10 protein-coding genes and 1 pseudogene are annotated in these 12,389 nt (G+C 53.4%); all 11 read right to left on the bottom strand.

What is annotated here, in order from left to right:
• The coding region (locus tag QNK41_RS19965) for a GAF domain-containing protein (protein ID WP_319260664.1) at positions 1–1,286 on the bottom strand (1,286 nt) is incomplete at its 3' end.
• 76 nt (positions 1,287–1,362) lie between these two features.
• A complete protein-coding gene (locus tag QNK41_RS19960) occupies positions 1,363–1,584 on the bottom strand; it encodes a hypothetical protein (RefSeq protein WP_319260661.1) in 222 nt (73 codons plus the stop codon).
• Positions 1,585–1,865: 281 nt separating this feature from the next.
• Positions 1,866–2,077 (bottom strand): annotated as a pseudogene (locus QNK41_RS19955) (phenylacetate--CoA ligase); the annotation flags it as partial.
• A gap of 112 nt (positions 2,078–2,189) precedes the next feature.
• The gene (locus tag QNK41_RS19950; RefSeq protein WP_319260658.1) at positions 2,190–2,981 is read right to left on the bottom strand and encodes an enoyl-CoA hydratase/isomerase family protein; all 792 of its coding nucleotides are present in this window, start codon (positions 2,979–2,981) and stop codon (positions 2,190–2,192) included.
• Between the two features lie 71 nt (positions 2,982–3,052).
• Positions 3,053–5,068, bottom strand: coding sequence for an N-acetylmuramoyl-L-alanine amidase (locus QNK41_RS19945; RefSeq protein WP_319260656.1), 2,016 nt, complete (start codon positions 5,066–5,068; stop codon positions 3,053–3,055).
• A 17-nt stretch (positions 5,069–5,085) separates the two neighbouring features.
• Positions 5,086–7,689 (bottom strand): DNA mismatch repair protein MutS, encoded by a 2,604-nt coding sequence (gene mutS, locus QNK41_RS19940; RefSeq protein WP_319260655.1) that lies wholly within the window; start codon positions 7,687–7,689, stop codon positions 5,086–5,088.
• 150 nt (positions 7,690–7,839) lie between these two features.
• Entirely contained in the window at positions 7,840–8,223 is a 384-nt protein-coding gene (locus QNK41_RS19935) for a hypothetical protein (RefSeq protein ID WP_319260653.1), read from the bottom strand.
• 313 nt (positions 8,224–8,536) lie between these two features.
• Positions 8,537–9,313, bottom strand: coding sequence for a UPF0280 family protein (locus tag QNK41_RS19930; protein ID WP_319260650.1), 777 nt, complete (start codon positions 9,311–9,313; stop codon positions 8,537–8,539).
• A gap of 21 nt (positions 9,314–9,334) precedes the next feature.
• The gene (locus QNK41_RS19925; protein ID WP_319260647.1) at positions 9,335–10,510 is read right to left on the bottom strand and encodes a deoxyguanosinetriphosphate triphosphohydrolase family protein; all 1,176 of its coding nucleotides are present in this window, start codon (positions 10,508–10,510) and stop codon (positions 9,335–9,337) included.
• Positions 10,497–11,276, bottom strand: a complete 780-nt coding sequence (locus QNK41_RS19920) for a RimK family alpha-L-glutamate ligase (protein WP_319260644.1) — start codon at positions 11,274–11,276, stop codon at positions 10,497–10,499. The genes QNK41_RS19925 and QNK41_RS19920 overlap by 14 nt, the downstream gene beginning before the upstream one ends.
• A 2-nt stretch (positions 11,277–11,278) precedes the next feature.
• A complete protein-coding gene (locus QNK41_RS19915; protein ID WP_319260641.1) occupies positions 11,279–12,118 on the bottom strand; it encodes an Mrp/NBP35 family ATP-binding protein in 840 nt (279 codons plus the stop codon).
• Between the last annotated feature and the right edge of the window lie 271 nt (positions 12,119–12,389).

The raw sequence follows: 12,389 nt of genomic DNA, 5'->3' as shown, positions 1-12,389 counted from the left end.
ACCACCGCTGCCTTGTATGAAAAGGGAATGGTCTGGTAGACGGTGCAGGAACCATCCACCCGGATGCGAACCTGGGTGTTCATTTTGCCCGGGTAGGGTTCAATATGGATATCCGACGCACCGCGACTGTGGGCGTCCAGGATGATCTTGTTGACCAGTTGGACCACGGCGCTGTCTTCATCGCCAACGCCGGACTCTGCCTCTTCCACCTCTTCAGACTCCACCTGAAGCTGGGAAAGGATATCGTCGATCTCCGCCAGTTCTTTATCGTCCTGGGTGAACAGCTTGATGAAATCGAGGATGTCCTGCTTGAGGCTGATGTAAAAGCTGACGGGACGCCCCGGAAACAGTGCCTTGATCTCGTCAATCTTTTTCAGGTCGTGGGGATTGTCGACGGCAATGACAACCTTGTTGCCGTCAGTTTTCAGGGGCACCCAGATGTTGTTTCTCATGAAGGGCACCTTCAGGCCTGCCATGAGGTCACCGGGGATGGGGTAACTGGCGTTGTACTCTATGAAGTTGGTCTTGTAGTACTTTTCCAGCGCGCTGCCGATCTCCTTTTTAGGAATCTTGAAATCCTTCATCAAAACCGCGGAAACCGGTTCTTTACGCTGGGTGGCGCCGGCAAGGGCCTGGGACAGCTCTTTTTGGGTGAGCAGGTGATTTTCCAGCAGGAAGTCGTATTTGTTTGTGCGGTTACCCCGCGCGGCGATGCGCTTCTGGTTGTAAAGGGCAGTCCCCATGATTTTGGACAGCTCTAATACGGCCTTTTCCTCCACCTCTTCGAAAACGCCATCGCCTTTGCGGTTGATCAGCTCCATGGTGCCCATCAGATACTTCTGATAAACGATGGGGTGGGCCAAAACCTCCTTGGTTCGATAACCGGTTCGCCGGTCCCAGCTGGAATCGAACTGCAGATCGGGGGCGATGGCGGTCAACTCTTTCTGGTCATATGCGTCCTTGATGTTCACCAGTGTCTGCTTCAATGCAGCATACCCGGCAATGCTGGTCTGAGCCACGGGAATGCGGATTTCGGCCACCTCACTGCCCGACTTGAATCGCGATACCAGTTCCCGTTTGACGCCATCCACCACATAGACGGTGATCCGGTCCGCTCCGAACAGCTCGCAGATTTCATCTTTCAGATTGATCAGCGCTTCGGCCAGGTTAGTGGCTTCGTTGAGCCGATTGCCGATAGCCTGAATCCTGGATTTATATTTGGCTTCAGACATGGTTGCAATGTCCGTATCCCCGTCAAAGGTCATAGAAATCTCTGCATTGGCCATGAATCATATCCTGCTGTAGTTGGGTATATTCATTGTCCGCGCATGGCGAAAAATATTCATGATGATTGATACGGCACTATTTGTGGTACTGGTGGTAAAGTTTTTTGCATCCTCCTCCAATTAGGAAGAGACCCATAAAATAAAAACAAAATCGGATAAAGCCGGAGGCGGATGCAAAAATAGGGATCTGCTCAATATTGGGCATTACCTGAGGGATACGGTAAAAAACCCCCACACCAGCCAGTATCAATGCAACTGCCCAAATGAGCTGGGCCCGATTCACCTGTCTGTTGGCCATGGATCAACCTGAGCTGCAAAACGCCATCGTAAAAAACGCCTAAGTGGTCGTGAATAATTAATTATATACCACATCCGCCGCAAAAAAAGCACCACATTTTTCTCGCACCGGCGGGTAGTGGCAACCGATGCATTTAGCAGCCAGTTAGATGAAACCGTGGCAAGCTCGGCGAAAATCAGCTGCTGGCTGTCTATAGAAGTCATCAAATTTATAATCGGTCATGGTTATAATCGGTCATGAGGTCGGTCGACTCAAGCGATGTCGCTCTTTTTTTTGAAATATTAAATCGTGCGGTTGTCCACAACCCTTACCGCCTTGCCCTGACTTCCTTCGATGTTTTTGGGCTCAACCAGCTTCACCCGGGCCGAGACACCCAGCAATTCCTTGATATTTTTGGAAATACATTGACGCCTCGGATGATCAGCATGTCGTCGCTGCGTCCTGTCACCCGGTTCATGCGAACATGGGTTCTGCCGCAGACGCACGGTTCAGGAATAAAAAAGGCCGGGAGGATTACCCCACAGCCTCTTTTATTAAATTCGGAAATGGGTATCAGACGAAAGCTTCGTCCACCCATGGCCTGTTTGGCTAGTTGCTAAAACGTGCTATCCCTTGAGCATCCCCTTGAATAGCGGTTTTCGCTTTTCGATAAATGCGCGGGTTCCCTCCTTGCCATCTTCGCTGGCCATGCAGATGGCAAAGGCGTCGACCTCGATCTGGCAGCCGATGGCCAAATCCACGTTAAGGCCGTTGTTGACCGCCTGTTTGGCGGCCCTAAGCGAGACTTTACCTCTGGTGGCAATGGTCCGGGCAGTCTTAAGCGTCTCTTCCATCAATGAATCCTGAGAAAAAACCCGGTTGACCAGGCCAATCTTCTCGGCTTCTGCGGCAGGGATCAGCTTCCCGGTAAAGATCATCTCCTTGGCCCGGTTGCTGCCAATGAGGCGGGGCAGGCGCTGGGTACCGCCGAATCCGGGGATGATGCCCAGGGTAATTTCCGGCAGGCCGAACATGGCATTTTCCGAGGCATACACAAAATCGCAGGCCAGGGCCATTTCGCTGCCTCCGCCCAGGGCAAATCCGTTGACCGCGGCAATCACCGGAATAGCCAGTTCCTGGAGTCGGCCGATGATCAGCTGCCCTTTTCTCGAAAACATCTTACCCTGCAGCGTGTTGAAGGTAGCCAGTTCGGTGATGTCCGCCCCGGCCACAAACGATTTCTCACCGGAACCGGTAAGGACAAGCACACGGATCTCTTCATCAGCCTCGATTTCATCCAATGCCGCTGAGAGTTCGTCGAGTAAATGGCCGTTCAACGCATTGAGCGCTTTGGGGCGGTTGAAGGTGATGGTGGCGATGCCCTCCACAACATCAAAGATGATGTTTTCGTAAGTCATGGCAGCTTCCTCCTGAAAGTTTCTGGTTGAATGATCGGTCGCCGGCAGTGCCAGCAGCACTGTGGCGTTCTCTACCCCTTTTTGTCCCGCTCAGTCGATGGATAGATAAAGGCTGTGGGACTGGTCTCTTTGATATACTTGCGGATCCCGCGGATGATGCCGTCGCAAAGCGCCTCCTGGTATTTGGCACTGGTCAGGCGTTTGCACTCCCTGGGATTTGAAATAAAGGATGTCTCCACGAGAAGCGCAGGCATCTGGGCGCCCAGAAGAACGTAAAAGGGAGCCTGTTTGACACCTTTGCTGCGAATGTGGCTGAAACTATTTTTCAAATGCAGAACCACTTCCTGCTGGACCATGGCCGCCAGGCGGCTGGATTCGCTGATTTTGGCGTTTTGCATCAAATCGTTTAAGATGGTCTCCAAGTCGCTGATATTTTTTGCCGATGTCGCATTTTCACGGGCTGCCACCCGAATGGCATCGTCATCAGTGGCCAGGTTCAGGAAAAAGGTTTCAATACCGTATGCCCGCTTGTCCCTTACCGCATTGGTATGAATGGAGATGAACAGGTCCGCATTCTGTGTGTTGGCGATGGCGGTGCGCTCCTCCAGCGTCAGGTACCGGTCGGTCGTCCGGGTAAGCACCGCATCGCATTTGAGCTCGGTTTCCACTTTGCGGGCCAGTCGTTTGGCAATCTGCAGCACGACGTTCTTTTCGTGGACCCCTTTCAGATACCCGGGCGCGCCATAATCCTTACCGCCGTGACCCGGGTCAATGACGATTCGGCTCACCCCCAGGGCCAGTTGGCGGGCGATGGCACCGGGCGGCAATGTACCAGTGGAAGGCGTTAGGGGTGAAGTGGACGGGCTGGCGGTCTGCCGGTCTGAATCGTCCCCCCACACATCCAAAACGATGCGAAAGGGATTTTTCAGGGAAAATATTTTATAGGTTTTAAAGGACTTGATATCCACAACGATTCTGACCGACTCACCAGTGTACTGCCCGGCCCGCGCATCGCTGAGCAATTCGTCGTTGATAGGGACAAATTTCTGGATATTCCTGCCCAACCGGCTCTTGCTCAGGTCGATATAGAGCCGCTGGGGTTTTTTGATGGAGGGGTCTTTTTTCAGCAGCCGGTGGGAAAAGCGGGTCTCCTGGTCGGCATCGATAACAATCCGGGTATAGCTGGGGTTGGACCAGAATCGCAGCCCCTGCACGGTCACCAGGCCGGTTGGCAGCATTGCGGCATCCGGCGTGCCCGCCAGTGAATCGTTTTGATTCTGGGCGATGATGCCTGCCAGCGGGTCATCCTCGTCAACCGTTGCAACGGTCCCGGGGTTATTACCGGCCAGTTCAGCATCGGTTCTATCGGCAAAAGCGCTGCCCGGAAACTCGTATTTCACCCGCCGAAAATATTCCATAGCCTGGTCAAGATCCGCCTCACGGTGAGACTTGTCCGACAAGCCTTTAAAGAGCAGTCCGATCATATACAGCGATTCGGCCGCATCGGGGCCACTGGTGTCCGATCGGTAAGCCACCTGAAAGTGATCGACACATTTTTCCCATTGATCCCGATATTGTTGTCTGGCAGCGCTTTCGATCAACCGGTTATACTCGGCATGAGCCTTTTTGAGATGCCTGGTGGTAGCCGATTTCCTGGATCGTACTGCCGGTCCGCCTAAATCGGCCAACTGTGTTCTGGATTTCGGGGTGTAGCGGCTCTTGGGATATCGTTGGATAACCCGCCGGAACGCGTCCACAGCCTCCTGCCGGTCGGCGACCAGATAGGAATGCGTGTACAACTCTAAAAATATGATGCCTGATTTATAGAGTCCGGCTGCGGCCCATGGACCGGAAGGGTCAAGCCGGTATACCTTCTGGTATTTCTCGATACAGGCCAGCCACTTGTCCCGGTATTTCTGGTACCGGATATTTTTTTTGAGCGTGGCGTATGTCTTTTCGGCTTGATGATACTGTTGCTTGGGCGTCAGGGCCCAGGCCGGCCAGATAATGGCCATGTTGACCAGCAGGGCAAGGGCCACCAGGCGGAAAATGGTTGAATACAACGATTTATTGGATAGTTGCTGCATGTTCACTTGAGTTAGGGTCAATTAACATCGGATTGTGCCTTAATCTGCAATTCGTTTAACAGATTCAGGGCGTCTATTGGGGTCATTCGGCTCAAGTCCAGCATCTGGAGCGATTCCAACAGTTTTCGCTCCATCGGACTGAACAGGCCCAGTTGAATGTGCCCCTTTCTTTTTTTTGATCCTGTTCCGGCCTCATTGTTTTCAGCAGCCCGAGGATGCATTCCCGCTTCGATCTGGGCAAGGATCACTTTGGAACGCCGAATCACCGGTTCGGGAATACCGGCCAGTCGTGCAACCTGAATACCATAGCTGCGATTGGTACCTCCTTCTACCAGTTTTCTCAAGAAAATGATTTCGTCGTTCCACTCCTTGACGGCAATATTGTAGTTCTTGACCCGGTCGAGTTGGTTTTCCAGTTCGGTCAGTTCGTGGTAGTGGGTGGCAAAGAGGGTACGGGTGCCCGTGCCGTTCAGGTCGTGAAGATGCTCGGCCACGGCCCAGGCGATGCTCAAGCCGTCATAGGTCGACGTGCCACGTCCGATCTCATCTAAGATGACCAGGCTTTTCTCTGTAGCATTGTTGACGATGTTGGCCGTTTCCTGCATTTCAACCATAAAAGTGCTCTGGCCGGCCGACAGATTGTCCAACGCGCCCACCCGGGTGAAAATGCGGTCGGTAATGGCGATGTTGGCTTTTTCCGCCGGCACGAATGAACCCATCTGGGCCATAATGGTCACCAGCGCCACCTGCCTCAACACAGTGGATTTTCCTGCCATATTGGGGCCGGTGATGATCAGCACCTGGTTTTTTAAATTATCCATGACGATCGAGTTGGGAACGAATCGCTCGCCGGTGATCAACTTTTCAACCACCGGATGACGTCCCTCCCTGATCTCCAAAATGCCCTCTGTATTTATCTTTGGACGACAATAGCCGTTGTTTTGAGCAACCTCGGCAAACGTAGTCAGGCAATCCACCCGGGCAATGAACCGGGCGACCTCCCGGATATCGGCATGATGGGCCTTGACTCGATCCCGGATAGAAACAAAGATATTCATTTCCAGATCGTTGCGCTGGTCAGCGGCATTGAGCACCCGGGATTCGAAATGCTTCAGCTCGTCGGTGATGTAGCGCTCCGCATTCACCAGGGTCTGTTTGCGTATGTAGTGATCAGGCACCGATTCGCTGTGGGTTCTGGAAACTTCGATATAGTATCCGAAAACCTTGTTGTAGCGCACTTTGAGGGAGTTGATCCCGGTAGTATTGCGCTCCTTGGCCTCCAGCTCTGCCAACCATCCCTTACCGTCCTTGCTGATACGGATCAATTCATCCAGACCGTTATCGTATCCTTCACGGATCATGCCCCCTTCGGAGATCACCGGCGGGGCATCCTCGCGGATGGCACGATGGATCAGATCGGCCAGGGCATGCAGTTTGGTGGTGTCCCGGTCATAGGTATACGGGGCGGCGGATAGGCTGGAGAGTACGGAAAATACGTCGGTCAAGGCTTGAATGGAGCGTTTCAGCGCCGTCAGATCCCGTGCATTGCCGTGTCCCATGGAGATCTTGCTGCCCAGGCGCTCAAGATCCCGTACAGGCTTGAGGGACTCCCGGAGGTCCCTTCGCGTCTGCATTTGTCCCACAGCGTCGGCAACCGCATCGAACCGGACCTGAATGGGGGCAGGATCCAGCTGCGGATAGCGCAACCAATGGGCCATGAGCCTTCCACCCATGGCGGTGACTGTCTGATCCAAAATCCCCAGCAACGTTCCCTGACGGCTGCCGGTGCGTATGTTGCCCGACAACTCCAGGTTCCGGCAGCTCTGGTCGTCCACTACGAGAAACTGTCCGAGAAAGTAGGTCTGAACAGCAGAAAGGTGTTCGAGCTTCTGGCACTGGGTTTCACTGACATAGTGGATCAGTGCCCCGGCGGCCCCCACGCCGGCTTTCATGGACTCGCATCCGAAACCTTCCAGCGAAAGCGTGTCAAACTGCTTCAGCAGTCGCTGACGGCTTCCTGCAAACTCGAATAAACGGTCTTCCATCACGGTAATGGCGCTGATGAGGTTTTCCTTGATGAACGGCGTGAAGGCAGCGTCGGCATTCAGGGATTCGGGAAGTAACATTTCTCTGGGGGCCACGCGCATGATTTCATCAATAATGGCGTTCCTATCCGCCGTCTCGGTAAGACGGAACGCACCGGTGGAAATATCAAGACTGGCCAGGCCGGTTATATGCTGGTGCCGGGACAGGGCCAGAATGAAATTGTTGGTCTTTGCATCCAGCAGTTCATCCTCGACAATCATCCCGGGGGTCACGACCCGGACCACTTCCCGCTTGACCAGCCCCTTAGCCGCTTTGGGATCTTCCACCTGATCACAAATAGCGACCTTGTAACCGCTTTCAATCAGCCGGGAGATGTATGCCTGAGCAGCCCGATAGGGTACACCGCACATGGGCACCGGCGATTCATCGTGTTTATTTCGCGACGTCAGGGTGATTTCAAGCACACCGGAAGCCAATTGGGCGTCTTCGAAAAACATCTCGTAGAAGTCACCCATGCGGTAAAACAAAAGGGCGTCCGGGTACCGCTCCTTGATGGAGAGGTATTGCTGCATCATGGGTGTAGCTTTAACTGAGGCCATCAATCATGAAATATTTTCAATGAGTTAAGGATGTGAGGCGGCAGGTGACAGAGGCGGCCACCCAAATAGGGCGGCAGATGACGGGACGATGTTCCAAATTCGCCGCGGCCGACGGCACGATCCGGGTCATTTCAATTCAGCAGCCACTTCCACGGGGGCGCCTTCAACGGGTTCAGCGGGTGAAGGCTCAGCCGGCACCGTTTGGTCGGACAGCTGCTTTTCCAATGACGATACCGTTTCCACAAGGCTGGTCTCCTTGGCTTTGAACATCTTGATGGTTCTGGCGTCTTTGAAATGCTTGAACAGGCCTAAGAAATAGGAAATCAATATACCCACCAGGAAAAAGGCCACAAAGAAAACGGCATTGACCAGAAACGGCGTCTCATAATAAAAAAAGCCCAGGTCGATCATCAGGCGGCTTTCAGACATGAAAAAATCTTTGTTCTGAAAAATGACCAGTCCGATAAAACCGAAGACGACGATCCAGAAGGCGATTTTCACCTTTTTCATTGTGTGTTTCTCCTCCACCTGGTTTCCGTTGGGGGATTAAGGTCGCGCCGGGTCTGGTGGACCTGGTAGTGTCGATCCACAAAGGGCCAATTTGCCTGATATCTGCGTTATGCTCAAAATTTTATCCTCGGAATATCAACTATATGCACCCCAAGGGCATTTCTTTCAGGGCACCTGCGGTAAAATTTTTCGCATGCCTTGATCTCAACCCAATCTGCCTATTTCTGGATGTTCATTAGGTGAACTGAGATTCCTCCAACGTCCATGAACCCCTTTAATTATTAAGCATCTCTATCCTTTTCCGTCCCAAAACTCAACCTTTTTTTCCTTTGAGAGAGACCAGTTCAACCTGGCCCCATGCCCCCATTTCCCGGCCGGCAACCACCACGACCCCCAACACACCGGCGATCTGTTTACCAAAGGCGATGGCCGCTTTGATATCTCGGGGCAACCGGACCCGGTTGCCAATGGCCGTGGCGGCGGCATCGGCCAGGGCACAAGAATGGGAAACCACGCTGACGGCCTCGGCCGATCCCGTCGACAAAGAATGGCCCACCGTTCCCGAAGAGGTGCACAGCCCGATGCCATCGCGTGTGTCCGGCAGGTTAATTCCCATTTTCATGCTCAACGGGGACCGGCCGGCAAATAGCCCGGCCACCACCGGACCTTTTGCTTTTATGAACACATCGCCTCCATTTTCCACCACCACGTGGCGACTGTAATCGAGCAATTTCCGACCGACGGATTCGGCCACCGCGCCGGCAACAGCCGCCATGGGCCCCACTCCGGCAGCACTGCCTGCACGGATCATTTCCCGCACGATTTCAGGCGCGAACGCCGGTTCCCGCCAAGGCGCCAAGGTGACTGCAAAATTCGGATATCGCTGAATATACCCGTCAATCTGCCCCCGGCAAACAAGCACCTGTTCACGGGCTTCATCGTCCAGCAGACGGTCGGCCTGGACCATCAGGTCCGTCTCCTGACAGACAACCTGAAAGGCGTGAAGACCCACACGGCAAACCCGTTGTCGATAGGTCCGTTCACAATAGTGGACCGGAGAATGCGGCTGCGAATCAGACGGGTTGTTCATGGGAGTAAGGTAACGGTTAAGTTATTTGGCCACCGGTCGAAGATGTTCAGGAAACTGGTGCAAAAAATAGCGGTCGGTCATGCCCGCAATGTAGTCCCGGACGATTTCCGGGTTGCTGTGATTGGCAATGTAGGCGTCTGACATGTCTGCCAGAAATCCGGAAAAAATGTCGGATGAACGGTTGTTCGTCACCAGATCCGCCAACCGCATTTCGAACAGCATGCAAAAGAGCCGGTGAATGGCCGCCGAGTGAACCTTGCTTTTCGGGTTCATATAGATGTGTTCCAGATTGAAGACTTTTAGGGCCTTCAATGCTTCTGAAATCGTGGGGCTGAAGGCGACAAAACGGTTCTTATGACTGTTCTGGATCACATCGGTTACCAGGCGGTAAACAATGGTCCCGTTGGTGTTGCCCAGAATCCGGGCAATCGATTCGGGGATATCACGGCGATCGAGAAGGCCCAGGCGGATGGCATCTTCAAGGTCACGGCCGATGTAGGCGATGGTGTCGGCCATCCGTACGACACATCCCTCGGTCGTCATGGGGACGAGCGGGTAATCCGGATCAGCCTTCTTGGCGGCGACCTCTGCTTCAAAGATCGTAAAATTCTTGTCGGGATTGGGCGTCAGCATCCGATTATGGATCTCGCCGTCGTGGCATAGGATTCCGTCCAGGGTTTGCAGGCACAGGTTCCATCCCTGGCCTTTGCGCTCAACCCCATCCAGGAACTGAATGCTCTGGACATTGTGCAAAAAGTAGCCGATGCCTGCATTTTGACACAATTCGGACAGGTATCGCTCGCCTTCATGGCCGAAGGGTGTGTGGCCGATGTCATGTCCCAGGGCGATTGCCTCGATAAGGTCCTCGTTGAGCCTTAGAAATCGGCCGATGGTGCGGGCAATTTTGGAGACCAATTGAACATGCAGCACTCGGTGGGTAATGTGGTCGTTGGGAATAAGGTAAAAAACCTGGGTCTTGTCGATGTAGCGGGTGTAGGCCCGACTGTGCAGAATCCGGTCTGAATCAAGGGAGAAAGCCTGCCGGTATCCGGCCGCCGTATCGATGATGGGGTGGCGACGCACACCCGAATCGCTGGTGGTCGCTGTCGGTGAAAAGATCTCCCGTTCCTGTTGGTTCAGGGTTGATCTAAGACTGTCCAGTGCGGGCGGAGTGGAAAACCCCTCAAATTTGTCCATCGTCGATCATACACTCCATCATCTGAAAGTAGTCGATTCCAGCTGCCCGGAACCCCTCCCGTCCATATTTCATATTGGCCTCCAGGATGGTAAATTGTCCGTCGTGGCTGCAGATGTCCATGCCCACGTCGTCCCACCCGCAGACTTTCGCCGCCTGTTGGGCCAGGGCGATGGCGGCCTCAGGAACCGGCGCCAGGCTGATGCGCCCCCCCCTGGCCAAATTGGTACGAAACTCCCCTGCCCCGGCAATCCGCCAATAGGCATGGACCACCTTGCTGCCGATCACCACGACCCGGATATCACGGTCGATGGGGAGGAACTGCTGGATGTAGGCAACATGACGGTCATGCGTGTAGGCGTCCAGATCGACGTCGTTGCCGATCAGGTACACGCCCCGCCCCATAGCCGAACCACGCGGCTCTTTGGCAATGCATGGATAGGGAAAGTAGTCCCTTATTTTTGCTTTCTGCCGTTTGCCGTAAAACACGCGGGTTCGAGGATGGGGCAGACCAGCCAGCTGAAACAGGGCGCTCTGCTTGATTTTGTCCTGAACGCACTTGTACGTATGGTAACTGGGAAAAGTGGGTTTGCCCACGGCATCGAAAAGATCTGCATAAAACACTGTGGGATAGTATATCTTTCCCGCGTCTCGAATCCAACCCACTTCCTCTTCGCTGTAATCCATGAAGTTGGGACGAACACCGATGGTGCGGACATTGCTGCACGCACGCAAGCGGGCCTCGAGTGCCAAAACCTGCCGCGCCATGGCTACAGGCTGCTGACAATGGCCCGAACCACTTGGTCCAGGGCATTTACAAAGGGTCCGGTGTGACCACCGGCAGCAATGGGTGTCCCTTCATCGCAGGCTTTGACCACTTGGGGATCAAAAGGCAATGTACCCAAAAAAGTCACCCCCATGTTTTCTGCAGTGACCTGACCGCCGCGGCTTTTAAACAATTCAACGGTTTCACCGCAACAGGGGCAGGCAAATGGCCCCATGTTTTCCACCAGCCCCACAATCTCCAAATTGACGGTCCTGCAGAAATTGATTGATTTTCGCACATCGGCAAGTGCCACATCCTGCGGGGTCGTGACGATCACGGCCTTGGCGCCGGTAATGGTTTGGGCGACGCTCAATGGCTCGTCACCGGTACCCGGCGGGGAATCGACGATGAGAAAATCCAGGGTCTCCCAGCGAACGTCGGCAATGAACTGTCGAATGATGCCGGTTTTGGCGGGTCCCCGCCAGATGACGGCCTGATCGGGATCCTTCATCAAGGACTGCATTGAAACCACTTTCAAATGGTCGCCCACAGCTTTAGGGATCACCTGCTGGTCTTCGTTGACATCTAAAAGGCCCTTGACGCCCATCATTCCGGCAATGCTGGGACCGTGCAGATCGACGTCCAGCAGGCCCGTCGAAAAACCCTTGCCGGCCAGGGACACGGCCAGGTTGGAGGCGAAACTGGATTTTCCCACACCGCCTTTGCCGCTCATGACCAGAATTTTATTCTTGATGTGGCTCAATGTCTCTGTAATTTCTTTGTTTTGCCTCTCCATTTGTGCTTTGCGATTTTCTGCCTGACTACTTTGGTTTTTCATTGTCATTTGTCATTACCTCCTACATGATAAAACTATTAACCGCTAACGAATAATTCCCAATTGGTTTAAACTCAATTAAGGCATAATTATTATATCCAGATATAATCTGATTGAATAGTTTGTTGGGTAGCTATTTGTGCATCCAGGCAATCGCAATACTCATCAAACATATAGTGCATACATCTATCTGTAAAAGACGACTTTTTGAAGAATTTGCAGTTTTTTTGATCGCTTTCACTATCAGCCGTACAGATGGACATGATATCTCTTTTGCAAA

The sequence above is a fragment of the Desulfosarcina sp. genome, assembly GCF_033791525.1.
Taxonomy (GTDB): domain Bacteria; phylum Desulfobacterota; class Desulfobacteria; order Desulfobacterales; family Desulfosarcinaceae; genus Desulfosarcina.
The sequence above is the reverse complement of the archived record's forward strand: the minus strand, read 5'-3'. Positions and strand labels throughout refer to the sequence as shown.